This is a genomic window from Devosia sp., assembly GCF_017307495.1.
Taxonomy (GTDB): domain Bacteria; phylum Pseudomonadota; class Alphaproteobacteria; order Rhizobiales; family Devosiaceae; genus Devosia_A.
Window position 1 is genome coordinate 25,161 of record NZ_JAFKHE010000016.1, and the last position, 15,168, is coordinate 40,328.

Annotated in this window: 18 protein-coding genes; 7 read left to right on the forward strand and 11 right to left on the reverse strand. The window is 65.5% G+C overall.

Translation table 11 applies throughout. The annotated features are described in order from the left end of the window. Positions 1-50: 50 nt before the first annotated feature. The 4 genes from J0I99_RS08095 to J0I99_RS08110 are packed head-to-tail and all read right to left on the reverse strand — an operon-like array spanning position 51 to position 2,907. A complete protein-coding gene (locus J0I99_RS08095) occupies positions 51-839 on the reverse strand; it encodes a transporter substrate-binding domain-containing protein (RefSeq protein ID WP_291391296.1) in 789 nt (262 codons plus the stop codon). Between the two features lie 31 nt (positions 840-870). Next, positions 871-1,602: an amino acid ABC transporter ATP-binding protein gene (locus J0I99_RS08100; RefSeq protein WP_291391297.1), complete on the reverse strand. Its 732-nt coding sequence runs from the start codon at positions 1,600-1,602 to the stop codon at positions 871-873. After that, positions 1,589-2,239, reverse strand: coding sequence for an amino acid ABC transporter permease (locus J0I99_RS08105; protein WP_291397020.1), 651 nt, complete (start codon positions 2,237-2,239; stop codon positions 1,589-1,591). Before J0I99_RS08105 ends, J0I99_RS08100 begins: the two co-directional genes overlap by 14 nt. Beyond that, positions 2,236-2,907: an amino acid ABC transporter permease gene (locus tag J0I99_RS08110; RefSeq protein WP_291397021.1), complete on the reverse strand. Its 672-nt coding sequence runs from the start codon at positions 2,905-2,907 to the stop codon at positions 2,236-2,238. The genes J0I99_RS08105 and J0I99_RS08110 overlap by 4 nt, the downstream gene beginning before the upstream one ends. Before the next feature lie 116 nt (positions 2,908-3,023). Here J0I99_RS08110 and J0I99_RS08115 point away from each other — a divergent pair, with 116 nt between their 5' ends. Next, positions 3,024-3,782, forward strand: coding sequence for a helix-turn-helix domain-containing protein (locus tag J0I99_RS08115; RefSeq protein ID WP_291397022.1), 759 nt, complete (start codon positions 3,024-3,026; stop codon positions 3,780-3,782). On the opposite strand, the gene J0I99_RS08120 is transcribed toward J0I99_RS08115, so the two are convergent. Further along, on the reverse strand, positions 3,779-4,939 hold the full coding sequence (locus tag J0I99_RS08120) for a Xaa-Pro peptidase family protein (RefSeq protein WP_291397023.1): 1,161 nt from the start codon (positions 4,937-4,939) through the stop codon (positions 3,779-3,781). The genes J0I99_RS08115 and J0I99_RS08120 overlap by 4 nt on opposite strands. Further along, positions 4,939-6,114 carry a RidA family protein gene (locus J0I99_RS08125; RefSeq protein WP_291397024.1) on the reverse strand — a complete coding sequence of 392 codons (1,176 nt, stop codon included), beginning with the start codon at positions 6,112-6,114 and terminating at the stop codon, positions 4,939-4,941. Before J0I99_RS08125 ends, J0I99_RS08120 begins: the two co-directional genes overlap by 1 nt. An 87-nt stretch (positions 6,115-6,201) precedes the next feature. Here J0I99_RS08125 and J0I99_RS08130 point away from each other — a divergent pair, with 87 nt between their 5' ends. Continuing rightward, entirely contained in the window at positions 6,202-6,792 is a 591-nt protein-coding gene (locus tag J0I99_RS08130) for a TetR/AcrR family transcriptional regulator (protein WP_291397025.1), read from the forward strand. A 51-nt stretch (positions 6,793-6,843) separates the two neighbouring features. Here J0I99_RS08130 and J0I99_RS08135 read toward each other — a convergent pair whose 3' ends face one another. The 3 genes from J0I99_RS08135 to J0I99_RS08145 form a co-directional block, all read right to left on the reverse strand. Then, complete coding sequence (locus J0I99_RS08135) at positions 6,844-7,149, reverse strand: rhodanese-like domain-containing protein (RefSeq protein ID WP_291397026.1); 306 nt, start codon at positions 7,147-7,149, stop codon at positions 6,844-6,846. Continuing rightward, the gene (locus tag J0I99_RS08140) at positions 7,146-8,465 is read right to left on the reverse strand and encodes an MFS transporter (RefSeq protein WP_291397027.1); all 1,320 of its coding nucleotides are present in this window, start codon (positions 8,463-8,465) and stop codon (positions 7,146-7,148) included. Before J0I99_RS08140 ends, J0I99_RS08135 begins: the two co-directional genes overlap by 4 nt. 132 nt (positions 8,466-8,597) lie before the next feature. Further along, positions 8,598-8,903, reverse strand: a complete 306-nt coding sequence (locus J0I99_RS08145; protein WP_291397028.1) for a helix-turn-helix transcriptional regulator — start codon at positions 8,901-8,903, stop codon at positions 8,598-8,600. Positions 8,904-9,189: 286 nt separating this feature from the next. Between J0I99_RS08145 and J0I99_RS08150 the strand changes: the two genes are divergently transcribed. Genes J0I99_RS08150 through J0I99_RS08170 form a run of 5 tightly spaced genes read left to right on the forward strand, consistent with a single transcriptional unit; the run spans position 9,190 to position 13,123 of the window. Beyond that, on the forward strand, positions 9,190-9,621 hold the full coding sequence (locus J0I99_RS08150) for a YeeE/YedE family protein (protein ID WP_291397231.1): 432 nt from the start codon (positions 9,190-9,192) through the stop codon (positions 9,619-9,621). Then, a complete protein-coding gene (locus J0I99_RS08155) occupies positions 9,621-10,061 on the forward strand; it encodes a DUF6691 family protein (protein WP_291391307.1) in 441 nt (146 codons plus the stop codon). The genes J0I99_RS08150 and J0I99_RS08155 overlap by 1 nt, the downstream gene beginning before the upstream one ends. Before the next feature lie 18 nt (positions 10,062-10,079). Continuing rightward, positions 10,080-10,973: an MBL fold metallo-hydrolase gene (locus J0I99_RS08160; protein ID WP_291397029.1), complete on the forward strand. Its 894-nt coding sequence runs from the start codon at positions 10,080-10,082 to the stop codon at positions 10,971-10,973. 2 nt (positions 10,974-10,975) lie between these two features. Next, the gene (locus J0I99_RS08165) at positions 10,976-11,335 is read left to right on the forward strand and encodes a sulfur transferase domain-containing protein (RefSeq protein WP_291397030.1); all 360 of its coding nucleotides are present in this window, start codon (positions 10,976-10,978) and stop codon (positions 11,333-11,335) included. 3 nt (positions 11,336-11,338) lie between these two features. Further along, on the forward strand, positions 11,339-13,123 hold the full coding sequence (locus J0I99_RS08170; RefSeq protein WP_291397031.1) for a SulP family inorganic anion transporter: 1,785 nt from the start codon (positions 11,339-11,341) through the stop codon (positions 13,121-13,123). Positions 13,124-13,239: 116 nt separating this feature from the next. Here the strand turns inward: J0I99_RS08170 and J0I99_RS08175 are convergent, their stop codons facing one another. Both J0I99_RS08175 and J0I99_RS08180 read right to left on the reverse strand, forming a co-directional pair. Next, entirely contained in the window at positions 13,240-14,316 is a 1,077-nt protein-coding gene (locus J0I99_RS08175; RefSeq protein ID WP_291397032.1) for a Gfo/Idh/MocA family oxidoreductase, read from the reverse strand. Next, positions 14,316-15,167, reverse strand: coding sequence for a sugar phosphate isomerase/epimerase (locus tag J0I99_RS08180; protein ID WP_291397033.1), 852 nt, complete (start codon positions 15,165-15,167; stop codon positions 14,316-14,318). Before J0I99_RS08180 ends, J0I99_RS08175 begins: the two co-directional genes overlap by 1 nt. Between the last annotated feature and the right edge of the window lies 1 nt (position 15,168).

Below are 15,168 nucleotides of genomic sequence, written 5' to 3' on the forward strand. Positions count from 1 at the left end.
TGTGAGGAGAAGGGGGGCGCGGCAGGACTGTCCTGCCGCGCGTTCTGCACTCAGATCGCAGGCAGCGGCGGCAGCTTGGTGCCGATCCACTTCTCGGAGAGCGCCGAAAGCGTTCCGTCGAGCTGGCTGATGTGGATGTAGGTATCGAGCCAGCGCAGCAGTTCGGGCGAGCCCTGCTGGATGCCGATGTAGCAGGGCGAGAACTGCATGATGAACTTCGGCTTGAGTTCGGCGCCGGGGTTCTTGTCCATCAGATCCTTGGCGACGATGTCGGCCGTCGCGAGCAACTGCGCCTGACCGGAAATGAAGGCGGCCGCAGCGGTGGCATCGTCGTCGTAGCGCTGGATGTTGGCGGTCGGCGCAAGCTCGGTGAGCAGAAGATCCTGCGTCGTGCCGCGAGCCACCGCGATGGTTTCGTTGGTGATCTGGGCGGCACTGGTGATCGCGATGGAGTCAGGTCCGAACACACCCACCGACAGCGCCGCGTAGGGCGAGGTGAAGGCGATGGTCAGCGCGCGTTCCGGGGTGGCGCCCATTGCGGCGATAACGATATCGAGCTTGTCGGTCGCAAGGAACGGTACGCGGTTGGCGCCGGTGATCTGCTGCAGCTCGAGGGTCACGCCAAGCGCCTTGGCGATGTTGTTGGCCATGTCGACATCGAGGCCGACCGGCTGGTTGTTGGCGTCGTTGGAGCCGAACGGCGCCACGTCCACCGGCACGCCGATCCTCACCTTGCCCGAGGCGATGATCGCCTGCAGATCGGCGGACAGAGCGGGCCCCGCGGTGACGGCGCCGGCCAGGAGCACGGCTGAGACGATCCTGGAGAGATGCTTCAACATTGTAGTCCCCTTTGGTTGTAGTTGGTGAGGTCTAGTGCAGAACCGCGCTCAGGAAGCTCCTGAGTTCGGGAGTACGCGGCTCGATCAGGGTGTCGCGTGCAGGACCGTCCTCGTGGACGTTGCCCTGGTGCATGAAGACCACCCGGTCGGCGACGTTCTTGGCGAAGTTCATCTCGTGCGTGACCAGCATCATGGTCATACCCTCGCGGGCCAGTTGCTCGAGCACCTTGAGCACCTCGCCCACCAGTTCCGGGTCGAGCGCGGAGGTGATCTCGTCGAACAGCATCATGGTTGGCTGCATGGCGAGCGAGCGGGCGATGGCCACCCGCTGCTGCTGGCCGCCCGACAGTTCATCCGGGTAGGCGCCGAGCTTGTCGGCGAGCCCGACCTTGGCGACCATGGCGCGGGCGACGTCGCGCGCGGCCTCGCTGTTCATCCGCCGGACCTTCTTCAGCGCCAGCGTCACATTCCGCTCGACGGTCAGGTGCGGGAAGAGGTTGTAGCTTTGAAACACCATGCCAACCCGTTCACGCAGGGCGTTGATGTTGGTGGCCGGCGAGGTCACTTCCATGCCGTCGACGACAATCCGGCCGGACTGCACGCGCTCCAGCCCGTTGATGCAGCGCAGCAGGGTCGACTTGCCCGAACCGGAGCGGCCGATGACCGCGACGATCTCGCCCTTCTCGACCGTGAGCGAGACGTTCTTGAGCACTTCGACCTTGCCGAAGCTCTTGTGGATGTCGGTGATCTCAACGAGCGGCATGAGTCCTCTTTTCGAGCTGCTCGCTCAGCCGCGACAGGCTGAAGCAGATGACGAAATAGGCAATGGCGGCGAGGCCATAGACCTGCAGTGGCTTGAACGTGGCGGCGCTGAGGATCTGGCTGGCGCGCGTGAGTTCGATGAAGCCGATCAGCGCGGTGAGCGAGGTGTCCTTCACCAGTTGCATCAGGTAGCCGACGGTGGGCGCGATCGAGATGCGTACAGCCTGCGGCAGGATCACGCTGGTGAGCCGCTGCCAGTAGGAGAGTCCGAGCGCGGCGCCCGCTTCCCACTGGCGCGGCGATACCGATTGCAGGCTGCCCCGCCAGATCTCGCCGAAGAAAGCGGAAGCATTGATCGACAGCGCCAGCGCCGCCGCTTCCCAGGCGCCGACCTGGATGCCGAACAGCGGCAGGCCGAAGAAGAAGATGAACAGCTGGCCCAGCAGCGGCGTGCCCTGGACGATGTTGATATAGCCGATGGCAATCCAGTTGGCCGGCTTGAAGCTCACGATGCGCAGCACGGCAACGACCAGCCCCAGCACGCCACCCGCGACCATCGCGATGACCGCCAGCGCCACCGTCCAGCGGGCCGCCTCGAGCAGATAGACTATGTCGTTCGGCCCGAGTTCGCGGATCATGCGCGCGGCCTCCGCACGAAGACCAGCCAGTAGACCAGCGAGAACAGCGCCCGCACGGCAAGTGTCAGGACGAGATAGGTGACCGTGATCAGCGTGTAGGCCTCGAACGACCGATAGGTGCGCGAGTCGATGAACACGGCCTGGTGGAAGAGCTCGCCCACGCCCAGCGACGACACCACGCTGGTGGCAAGGAGCAGCAGCACGAACTGGCTGGCCAGCGCCGGGTAGATCGCCTTGATCGCCGGAAACAGCACGACGCTGCGGAATGTCTGGCCGGCCGTCATGCCCAGCGCCCTCCCCGCCTCGATCTGGCTGGGGCGGATCGACTGGATGCCGGCCCGCAGGATTTCGCTGGCATAGGCGCCGACATTGATGGAGAGGCCGATGATCGCCGCGAGATACGCATCGAGCCGGATTCCGACGCTGGGCAGGCCGAAGAAGACGATGAAGAGCTGCACCAGCAGAGGCGTGTTGCGGATGCCCTCGACATAGACCCGCGCGACGCCACGCAGCGCGCGGTTGCCGCTCATCCGCGCCAGCGCCACGAAGAGGCCGATCACCAGCGCGATTGCCATGGTCAGGCAGGTCAGCTGCAGGGTGACACCGATGCCGCGGATGATCTCCTCGGTGTAGGGGAGCAGCGCGTTAAATCTGAAATTGTAGTTCATCCGTGCAGATCCCCCTTCTGCAATCGGCTAGAATGGGCTAGCTCACCGGCCCATTACAGTGCGACCCACGCTACAGTCGCTTCATATTTGTCGTCAAGCGTCATTGGTGAAACGAGATGGCAGAAGACAAGCGCATCTACAGTGCTCCCGCCCTTGAGAAGGGCCTCGATATTCTCGAACTGCTCGCCCGCTCGAGCGAGCCCTTGGGCACACGCCAGATCGCCGACGAGCTCGGTCGGTCCAAGAACGAGATCTTCCGCATGGTGCACGTGCTGGTTGGCCGCGGCTACCTGCAGCGCGAGGAGGGCTGCGACGGGCTCGTCCTTTCCAACAAGCTGTTCGGGCTCGGCATGCAGACGGCGCGCGCCCGCGATCTCGTCAGCGTCGCGGCGCCGATCGTCGAGCGCTTCGCCGACGAAGTGCACCAGGCCGCCCACCTTGTCGTCGCGCATCGCGGCGAGACGGTCATCATCGCGGCGGCATCCGGCGGTGCCGACATGAATTTCTCGCTGAAGCTCGGCTATCGCCGGCCGCTGGCCGATGCACATTCGGGCCTGGTTCTGATGGCGTTCCAGCCGCCTGCGATACGCCAGCGCATGGTCGACGAGTGCCTGACGCTGATGCGGCTGCCACCCGACCCGACGACGCTCGCGGCCGAACTCGACGAAGTGCGGCGGCAGGGCGCCATCATCCATGAGAGCCGCGACATCGTCGGTGTGACCGACATTGTCTGCCCAATTGTCATCGGCGACCGCGCCGTCGCCTGCGTCACCGTGGCCGCGGTCAGCCGACGCAGCAGCCCGACCAATTTCGAGGCGATGCTGAGCCGGCTCAAACTGGCCTGTGCCGAGATCGCGCACGACCTGGGCGGCTAGCCGATCTCGATCAGGTCGCGCGGGCTGGTAGCGAGCAGTTCGGCCCCATCGGCGGTGACGATGACATTGTCGATAATGCGGACGCCCAGACCTTCGTCACCGATGAAGACCGGTGGCTCGATGGTGATCACCATGCCTGATCGCAGCGTGTAGGTCGTGCCGTCGATCAGGTGCAGGGGCTCGGCCCAGCCCGGCGGGAAGCTCGGGCCCAGCCCGTAGCCGGAGAGGTGAACGCGGTATCGCTCGAGGCCTGCAGCCGCGATCACTTGCCGCGCCGCCTCATGCACATCGATGGCCGCCGCACCATCGCGAACCCGTGCAATCATGGCATCGCTCGCAGACCGCACGATGTCATGGAGGTCGCGCATCAAGGATGTCGGCTTGCCCATGACGAACTGCCGACCGATCGTTGCCGTGTAGCGCTTGAACGTTGCGCCGAACTCGACGTTGACGTTGTCGCCGGCCGCTATCGCGCGCTCTGTCGGGGCGCCGTGGGAATAGGCCGAACGTTCGCCGCTCACCAGATTGATCGGGCTCGCCGCGATGCCACTTCCCGCCCGCAGCAGCGCGCCATAGACGGCACCGGCCAGCTCGAGCTCACGGCGACCCACTGCCAGATGCGCCAGGAACGCGTCCATGCCGATGTCGGCGAGCCGCGCCGCCTCTCGCACATAGCTCAGCTCCGCTGGCGACTTGACCATGCGCAAGTCGGCGACCAGCGCTGTCGCATCGATCAGGTGTTCGCTTCCGAACAGGTCGCGCAGTCGCTGGTAATGGTAGGGGTGCAGATAGTAGCCGGGCACTTCAAGCCCGACGGTCTCGCCGAGCAGGCCGAGCCGTCTGGCCAAGACCTCGAACGCCGCGATTGGGTCCTCGGTGATGCCGCCACCCCAGCCGGCGACTTCGTCGACCCGCGCTTCCGTTTCGAGCTCATGCACTTCACCGGCCCGCGCCAGAACCACCAGCGGCGCGTCATCATGAACGCCGACGACGAGGCACTGGAACTCCTGGTAGCTCTTGGCCTCGCTGCCCGTCAGCCAGTGGATCGAAGCTGGATGAATGGCGACAAGGGCGCGGAGACGGCGCGCCCGCATCTGCTCGCGCACCAAACGGAGCCGGCGCTGGAACTCCTCCGGGGCAAAATCCCGGCGCGCCATCAGCGCACCCCGAAGGCTTCGATCTCGATCAACAGATTCTCGAACGCAAAGCCCGCCACGCGGATCGCAGTCACCACGGGGCCGGGGTCCGGATAGAACTCACGCTGCACCCGGGCAATGGTAGCGCGTGTCGCCTCGATCTCGGCCCAGTCACCCTCGGCGTGGAAGTAGATATAGAGCTTCTGCACGTCGGCTTCGGTGTAGTTGCCTTCGGCGAGCACGTTGCGGATGAACTGGAAGACGTTGCGGGTCTGCGTCTCCATGTCCGCGCCGACCGCCTGGGCCTTGTTGTCGGCCGAGATCTGGCCACCGATGAAGATCAGCGGCCCTTTGGCCCAGCCCTGAGTGAACTGCGTATTGGAGATGCTCCAGTCCCAGTGATCTTGCGGCTGCAGGCGCAAACGCTCGTCCCCCAGGACGCCGATACCCTCGACCTGGATCAGTTCATCGACCTGAGGCATGCCCTGGATGCGCAACCCGGCTCCCGCCGCCGACGGAACCGACATGTAGCGCCGCCTGACGTTGGTCATCTTCTCCCAGTAGGTCGTGACCTCACGCCCCTCACCGAAGAAGCGGAAGTAGGTGTTCTGGCGCATCAAGCTGTGGCGGTCGCCACCGCCGGCGCGCAGCATGGTGTCGAGATTGCGAAACGATTCATCGGTCTGGATCTCGATATCGCCGAGGCCAAGCACGTTGCCGCCGGCATCGAGCGAGCGCTGGCCGCCGATGAACAGCATGTCGTCCACCTTCCAGCCGTGGACGAAGGGCTGCTCCTTGCCCCAGCCCCAATGGCCCGGGGGATCGATCACCTCGCGCTTGCCCCCCTGTACCACCCAGGCATCGAGCATCAGAAGGGCACCCTCGGTATCGAGGCCGCACCGCAGTTCGGTTCGCGTCGGGCCGGGGGGGTTGAAGTAGGCACCACGGACCGCGTCGACGTCGGCCATGAAGGCGTCGATTGCCGCCTGCTCGGGCGCACAGGTGAAATAGATCGAGTGTTTGACCACATCGGCCATGCCAGCTCCAACGCTGGCGAGCGTGTCGCGCAGCGCGTCGAAAACCAGCCTGGTCTGGAGCCGCACGTCCGGCGGAGCGATAGAGCCATCCGCTTGCCGGGCGACGATGCCGCCAACGAAAACGAAGTTGTCGCGGCGAATGACGGTCGGTGCAGCCATTATTGTCCCCCCTGGATAGGGACTTACTGACATGTAAGTAAGTGCCCGGTCAATGTGCAGGCGCCGCGAACTGCGCTAGGGGAAGGCATGGACGAGAGCGACAGCCGCAGCGCCATCAAGCAACTGGCGTCTGATCTATTGGTGCAGCACGGCTATCGCGGCATGCGCTATGCCGAGATCGCGGCGCAGCTCGGGATCACGCGCGCCAACATTCACTATCATTTCGGCTCCAAGAGCGCCCTGGTCGATGAAGTGCTGGCCGACTATGTGGCCGCGACGCTCGGCAGCCTGCGCGAGGTATGGGCCGACGAGGGCACGAGCCTCGCAGACAAGCTCAGCCAAATGATGGTTCTCAGTCGCCAGCGCTACGATCGCTTCAACGCGCGGGGCGAGCCCGTCCGCCCGTGGAGCCTGATCTCACGCCTGCGGCAGGACCAGGAACTGCTCTCCGCCACGGGTCGTGGCCTGCTGGCGAAGTTTTCGACCGAGCTGCATGACGTCTTTGCAGGCGCACTTTCTCGCGCGGCGGCGGCCGGAGAAATTCGGAGCGACGTCGAAGCAGCTACTACTCTGCTCGTCGCCATTGCCGACAGTGCGGCTCCGATCACCATCGCGGAAGGCGGTTTTTCAGGCCTCGAAGCAGCCTATGGCGCCCTTGCCAGGTTGACCCTCAGATGAGGATGGCGCCCAGAATCGACGGGCTTTGATACGTCGCAGGTCGAGGCAATCTCAGATGCCCTGTCTGGCCTGGTACCAGCCGGCAGTGCCGCCTTCCAGCCACAGGGCTCCATGCAGCCCCGCTATCCGCAGTCTGGCAGCGGCTTCGGCCGAACGTCCACCGCCTTTGCCGCAGACCGCGACGGGCAGCTTGTCATCCGGAATGCGGAGCGTCTCGGCCGCAAGCCTGCTCAGCGGCCTGTGTATCGCGCCGGCAATGTGCCGCTCCGAGAATTCGGACTCGTCGCGCACATCGATCAGCACGTAGCGATCGGGGTGAGCGACGAACTCGGCCAGGGGGAGCATCAGGTCCGTCACTTGGCGCCCCTAGGCACATGCGAGCTGGAAGAGGGTGCCGGACTGATCCGCGGGTGGGTTTCTTCCATCGCCAGCATCAGCACGATGGCGGAACCGGCCATGGCCAAGCCGGTGAACCAGAAACCAGCCTCGAGCAGGCCGGACGCGTCGGCGAGAATGCCCATGGCCAGCGCCCCGATGGCGTAGCCGAGGTCGCGCCAGAAGCGGTAGACGCCGAGCGCCGAGCCTCGCCAGTTCGGCGGAGAAATGTCGCCCATGGCGGCCATTAGCGTGGGGTAGAGCAGTGCCATGCCCACGCCGATCGCGGCGGCGGCCATGGACCATTCGAGCGGCGTCGACAGAGCGGGAAAGGTGAACACGCCGGCCGAGCAGACGAGGAAGCCGACAATCGTCGGCCACTTGCGACCCACACGGTCGGAGAGCGGTCCGGTCCAGAGCTGGCTTCCGCCCCAGACGAAGCCATAGGTGCCGGTGACCCAGCCGATCTCGATCAGGCTGGCGCCCCTCGCGACGAGAAAGACCGGCACCAGCGCCCACATCAGCGCATCGACGAACTTCTCGACACTGCCAGCCTGGGCCAGAGCCATGAAGGTCCGGTTCTTCCAACTGACCAGCGCGAAAACCTCGGCGGTACTGGGGTGCTCGGGTGCTTCGACGAAACGGGGCTTCGGGCCGGCATGGGTGCCGGCCTTGTGCCGGGCCGCCTCGGCCCTCGCGTAGGGGAGCGTCTCGGTGAAAGCGAGGATGGCAGCAAGCAATGCGACGACGGCAACGACGAGGCCGAAGACGAACAGGCTGAGGCGGGGTTCGAAGGCGCTCGCGAGGTATCCGGTCAGCACCCCGGCGACGGCGACGCCACCGTAGCCGGCGAACTCGTTGATGCCCGTCGCCCGCCCACGCTGGTCGGCGCGGACGATGTCCATCTTTGCAGTGACGGTCATCGACCAGGCAAAGCCCTGGTTTATGCCGAGCAGGACATTGGCGCCCACAATCCACCACCAGTTGGGGGCAAAAAGAATGATGAACGGGATAGGAAGCGCGAACAGCCATCCCCAGATCAACACCTTCCGGCGTCCGACGCGCTCGGCGAGGCGCCCGGAGAGGAAGTTCATGCTGCCCTTGACCACGCCGAAGGACACCACGAAGGCGAAAACCGCCAGCATCGAGCCCCTGGCAACGCCGAACTCGCTTTCCGCCAGCGCGGGAATGACGGTGCGCTGCAGGCCGATGGTGAGGCCGACGAAGAACACCTGCAGAAGCTGCTGCAGGAACGGCGTCAGGTTCTCTCGTATGCCGAGCTGGTGGGTGGAGGTCATCAGATCACGCTGTCTCGACCGGGCGTCCCGGGGCCTTTCAAGGAATATCCTGAATGATTGATCGTCCATGTCTGGGTGCCGCCAGCATGGGACGCCCTGTCGTTCATGTCGAAGAAGCGGCGCTCCATTGGTTCAGCTCTGGCAGTAGATGTCATGGAGCGTCTGCAGCAGCTCCCGGACCTCGTTCGAGGCCAGGCGGTAGTTTATCTGATGGCCGTCGCGCCGCGTCTTCACCAAGCCCCACGCCCGGAGTTTGGACAGATGCTGCGACAGCGGTGACTGAGCGAGCTCGATGCGCTCGGACAACTCCGTCACATGCATCTCGCCCTCGAGCAGGTTGCACAGGATCAACAGCCGCTTCGGGTTCGCCATCGCCGCGAGAAGTTGGCTCGCCTCTTCGGCGCGTTCCGCGAGCCTCTCGATTTGCATCTTGATCATATTCGAATGTGCGAATATATGAATGTTCGTTCGAACATATGCACCCGATCCGCTCGGCATGCAAGGAGCTTCCCGATGCAACCCAATGTCGGCCCTGTCGACCGTCTGCCGTGCCTGATTCTCGGTCCTGGCCGCGACGCCCCGGGATGTTCGCGGGCTGCACGCGCTTGCTGAACTGTTCCGGTTGTGGACGGCTGCGGGCGTTGGCTTGGTGCTGATCGTCACCGCCATCCGCTTCTTGTCTCCTCTACCTTCCCTTCGGCATCTCAAACTACAAGGCTTCGTGTTGACTACCGACTTTACTCCCATATCCGCCCTTGGCGGCGGCGCCCTCATCGGGCTTGCCGCCGTCGCCCTCATGGCCTTCCACGGTCGCATCGCCGGCATGACCGGCATCATGACCGGCCTGCTGCCGCCCATCGCCGCCGACTGGGGCTGGCGCGCAGCCTTCCTTCTCGGTGCCATCGGTGCACCGATGCTGATGGTCTTCGCCGGTGGCCAGGCCGTCGGCTTCGATAGTCCGGTCCCGGCGCCCTGGCTGATCGTCGGCGGCCTCATCGTTGGCATTGGCGTCTACTTTGGCTCCGGCTGCACGTCCGGCCACGGTGTCTGCGGTATCGCCCGGCTGTCGCCGCGCTCGCTCGCAGCGACGCTGACCTTCATGGCAGCGGCCGTCGCCACCGTGTTCGTCGTCCGCCACGTGCTGGGAGGCTTGTGATGCTTCGCATTCTCGCAGCCGGCGCAATCGGCCTCGTATTCGGATCAGGCATCGCCATCTCGGGCATGGCCAACCCTGCCAAGGTGCTGAATTTCTTCGATATCTTTGGCACCTGGGATCCGTCGCTGGCATTCGTCATGGCCGCGGCCCTGGCGGTGACGGCCATCGGATACCGCTTCGTGCTGAAGCGGCCACGCCCCTTGCTCGAGCCGAAATTCCACGTTCCCGGCAACCGCAAGCTCGACATGCCGCTGATCGCCGGCTCGGCGGCCTTCGGTATCGGCTGGGGCATCACGGGGTTCTGCCCAGGCGGGGCGATCCCGGCCCTCGGCCTGGGTGAACCCTCCGCCTGGATCTTCGTCGGCTCCATGCTCGCCGGCATCGCGGCCGCCCGCACCCTGCGTATCGCGCTCGAGCAGCGCGCCGCCCAGAACACCTGAAAGGAAAAGGAGCCTGAGATGAGCACGCTTCCATTCACCACCGATCTCGAGGTCAAGCCCGAGGTCACCGCCTTCTTCGACGCCCCGACCAACACCATCAGCTACGTGGTGAAGGACCCGGACTCGAACGCCTGCGCAGTGATCGATTCCGTCATGGACATCGACTACGCCGCCGGCCGCATCACCTATGATGGCGCCGACCGGATCATCCGCCACATCGGAGAGCACCAGCTCAAGCTCGAGTGGCTGATCGAGACCCACGTTCACGCCGACCACCTGTCGGCGGCGCCCTACATCCAGTCCAAGCTGGGCGGCAAGCTGGGGATCGGCGAGAACATCACCATCGTCCAGCAGACCTTCGGCAAGATCTTCAACGAAGGCACCGAGTTCCAGCGCGACGGCAGCCAGTTCGACCGCCTGTTCAAGGACGGCGACAGCTACCAGATCGGCGGCCTGACGGTCCATGTCATGCACACGCCGGGCCATACCCCGGCCTGCATGACGCATGTGATCGGCGACGCCGCCTTCGTCGGCGACACGCTGTTCATGCCGGATGGGGGCTCGGCGCGCGCCGACTTCCCGGGCGGCGATGCGCGCACCCTCTACCGCTCGATCCAGCGCGTCCTGCAATTGCCGCGGGAGACGCGCCTGTTCATGTGCCACGACTACGGCCCGAACGGTCGCGACATCCAGTGGGAGACCACCGTGGGCGACGAGATCGCCCACAATATCCATGTCGGCAAGGGGACCGACGAGGACACGTTCGTGAAGATGCGGGAAACCCGCGACGCGACCCTCGCCATGCCCAAGCTGATCATCCCGTCGCTGCAGGTCAACATGCGCGCAGGCCAGCTTCCGCCCAAGGACAAGGACGGCAAGACGTATCTCAAGGTCCCGGTGAACGGGCTCTGACCATGTTCGATTTCCTCAAGCCCAAAGGCAAGATCATGAATATCCGCAAGATCGACGACAATTTCTCCGTGACCGGCCAGATCACTCCCGAGCAGGTCAAGGACATCTCCGATGCCGGCTACAAGGGCATCATCTGCGCCCGCCCCGACAATGAGGAAGGCGGCCAGCCGAGCTTCGATGCTGTCGCCCGCGCCGCCGAGGCGGAAGGCATCCAGATCGTCCACATCACCGTGTCGGGCATGCTGGGCGAAGGCCAGATCAACCGCTTCCACGATGCCTGGGAGCAGATGCCCAAGCCGATCCTCGGTTACTGCCGCTCGGGCGCCCGCGCCGGCAGCCTGTACTCGACACTGGATCGCTAAACGATGAAACTGAAGGCCTACCTCCCGATCCTTGACTGGGGCAGCCGCTACAACGGGCAGACGCTGACCAGCGACCTCGTCGCGGCGATCATTGTGACCATCATGCTGATTCCGCAGTCGCTGGCCTACGCCCTGCTGGCCGGCTTGCCGCCGGAGGTGGGCCTCTATGCCTCGGTGCTGCCGCTGGTCGCGTACGCGATCTTCGGCACATCGACTTCGCTCGCCGTCGGCCCGGTCGCCGTCGTCTCGCTGATGACGGCGACGGCGGTTGGCCGGCTCGCCGCCGAGGGCACGGCGGACTATGCCAGCGCAGCCATCGTCCTCGCCGCACTCTCCGGCCTGATCCTGCTGGCCATGGGGGTGTTCCGGCTCGGCTTCATCGCCAATTTCCTCTCCCACCCGGTGATCTCAGGCTTCATCACCGCTTCGGGCATCATCATCGCGCTGAGCCAGGTGGGCGGCCTCATCGGCATCAAGACCGAAGGACACGCGCTGCCCGACCTCGTGATGTCGATCGTCGAGAACGCCGGGCGGATCAACTGGTACACCGTCGCCGTCGGTGCGGTGGCGCTGGCGCTGCTGCTGTGGATTCGGCTCGACCTCAAGAACTGGCTGGCTCGCTTCGGCGTGCCCCAGGGGATCGCAAAGATCATCGTTCGCGCCGGCCCGGTGCTCGTCGTCTTCCTGACCATGGCCTGGTCGGTGCTGATGGACCTTGGCGGCAAGGGCGTCGCGCTGGTCGGCCAGGTGCCGCAGGGACTTCCCATGCTCTCGCTTCCCAGCTTCAGCATGGGGACCGTCGAGGCGCTGCTCGTGCCGGCCCTGATCATCTCGATCGTCGGCTTCGTCGAGTCCATCTCGGTGGCCCAGACGCTCGCCGCCAAGCGGCGCGAGCGGATCGAGCCCAACCAGGAACTGATCGGGCTGGGCACCGCAAACCTCGCCGCCGCAGTGGGCGGCGGTTACCCGGTGACGGGCGGGTTCGCCCGCTCGGTGGTGAACTTCGATGCCGGCGCGGCCACCCCGGCCGCCGGAGCATTCACCGCCATCGGCATCGCGGCGGCAACCCTGCTGCTGACCCCATTCCTCGCCATCCTGCCCAAGGCAACGCTGGCCGCCACGATCGTGCTCGCGGTGCTGACGCTGGTGGATTTCTCGATCCTCAGGAAGGCCTGGGCCTATTCGAAAGCCGACTTCGCCGCGGTGGCCATAACGCTGGGCGGTACTCTGCTGTTGGGCGTCGAGACCGGCATCGCCCTTGGTGTCGGAGCGTCCATCCTGCTGTTCCTCTACCGCTCGTCGCGGCCGCACGCGGCCATTGTCGGCAGGGTTCCGGGAACCGAGCACTATCGCAACGTCAAGCGCCACAAGGTCGAGACGCAGCCGGGCGTGCTGTCGATCCGCATCGATGAGAGCCTGTATTTCGCCAACGCGCGCTACCTTGAGGATTTCGTGGCCGAGCAGGCTGCCATGCGGCCGGCGCTCACCGATGTCGTGCTCATGTGCTCCGCCGTGAACGCGATCGACATGTCGGCACTGGAAAGCCTGGAGGCGATCCAGCATCGGCTGAGCGACATGGGCGTCCGGCTCCACCTTTCGGAGGTGAAAGGCCCGGTGATGGACCGGCTCGAGGGAACGGAGTTCCTGGCACACCTCAGTGGTCGGGTGTACCTGAGCCAGCACCAGGCGGTGCAGGAGATCGGGCGGGGCACGCCTCCGGCCCCCGGCACGCCGGCAGCGGAGATGCAGATGGCGCCTGCCGGCGTGGTGTCGACCGCCAGCAGCTGAGCGACGACCAGCTGCGAGCTCGGCGCATCCGGGAGGCAACGAAGCCGGCTGCGCCGAACACGCTCCGCCACAGGGATGGGCCGGGGTCGTGCCGCCGTTGCCCGGAGCCACCCCCGTCAGTGCTGCATCAGGAAGTGGCGGCCGACTTCGGCGAAGAGCTCGAGGTCGGCCAGCGAGTCGGCCAGCCGCGTCTTGGGTCTCTCGCCGGTCGTCACCGCATGATGGAAGGCGCCGAGCTCGACCCGGAAGGCATCCTCGTAGAACGGCCCGACGATCTCGGTGCCGGTCGAGTGCAGGTCCGACGTGGTGATCTCGAGCCTGGTCGGCAGGTTCCGGATGTAGGGCGTGTCGTAGTTGATCCTGAAGTGCTGGTTCAGCGTCAGCACCTCGATGCCCGCGTCGAACCGCGCCACGTCGTGGATCACCGCTTCGTAGAGTGCGGTGAACGTATCGTAGTCGAACATCACCAGGACGTTGTCGCCACGGTGCTGCCGCGCCGCCGCGACGGCCTTGGGCGGGCCGAGCAGCTCCCGCATCGCCGAAAAACTGTGCGAGGCGAGTCCGGTCAATACCTGGTAGGCGCGCAGCTGGTTCGGCGCCGCGGCCTCACCCATAACGGATCGTAGCAGGGCCTCGGTCCGGTTCCGCCCCTCCGCGATCAGCGCCGCCGGCACGTCGCTGGGTTTGAAGATGTTGCGCGTCTGGTCGACGAAGAACTGACTCTCGCGGATGATGTCGCGGATGCGCACATGGCGGATCTCGTCCCGCGTCGGCAGCCGCGCCTTGAGCGCCGTGAACGCGGGTGCGAAACGTCGCATGTAGCCCACGAACACGATCCTGGGGTTGCCGGCGTCGAGCTCGACCAGCGGCTTCAGCTCTGCTGCCGTGAGAGCCGCCGGCTTTTCGATGAACACGTGCCGGCCGGCCTTGATCGCCTGCTCCAGCAGCGGCGCGTGCAGATGGTCCGGCGTCAGGATGAATACCGCATCGAGGGTCTCGTCCGCGATCAGTGCCCCGGCCGAGGCATGTCGCGTTTTCACTCCATAGCGCTCTGCCACATGGGCGGCGAGGCTGGGCGACGCATCGGTCACCGCCGCGATCTCGAAGCGCCGGTCGTCGGCCAGCAGCGGCAGGTGCATGAGCTGCGCGACTTCCCCCAGCCCGATGAGGCCGACCCTGATCCGCTCGCCCATCACGCGATCGCCTGCATGAAGTGGAAGTTCCGGGCGGCCAGTTCGAGCGGCGTCTCTGCCGCGTTCTCGGCCACGTCCTGCTCGACCACGATCGGGCCATCAAAGCCCCTGGCCTCGAGGAACCGCATCACCGCCCTGATGTCCACTGCACCGTCTGGCAGGGGCGCCATCACCCCGGCGCCATAGCTGTCGGCCACGCTGAGCGAGCCGTCCAGCACGCGCTGGCGCACCGTGGCATCGACGTTCTTGAGGTGCATGTAGGCGATCCGCCCCCAGACCTTCTGCATGTAGGCGAGCGGGTCCTGGCCCCAGAAGGCGTGATGTCCGGTATCGAAGCAGAGGTCGATTTCGGTCTCCTCGAGCAGCCGGTCGATCTGAGCCTCGAACTGCACCGCGGTGCCGATATGCGGGTGAAAGCTCGCCTTCAGTCCGTACTCGCCCTCTATCGCCGCCTGCGCCTCGCGCACGGTGGCGACCAGCCCCTGCCAGCCGGCGTCGTCGAGCACGCCTTCCTGGCCCCTGGGGTACCAGTTGCTCTCGTCCATGATCACCAGGTGGCGGGCGCCGAGATCGCTGAGGAGCGGCGCCAGTTCGCGCAGTGTCGCCATCAGCGCCGGCGCCGAGGCGCGGTCGCCAAACGTGTGCACGTGGGTTGCCCCGATCAGGGTGAGGCCGCGCCGCTCCATCTCGGGGCCGAGCACCGCCTTGTCCTTGGGCAGAAAGCCGAACGGCCCGAGCTCGGTGCCGCGATAGCCCGAGGTCGCCACCTGGTCGAGATATTCCTCCCAGGTGTAGCGGTTGCCGGTTGGGTAGTTGATCCCCCACGAACACGGGGCGTTGCCGATGAGCATT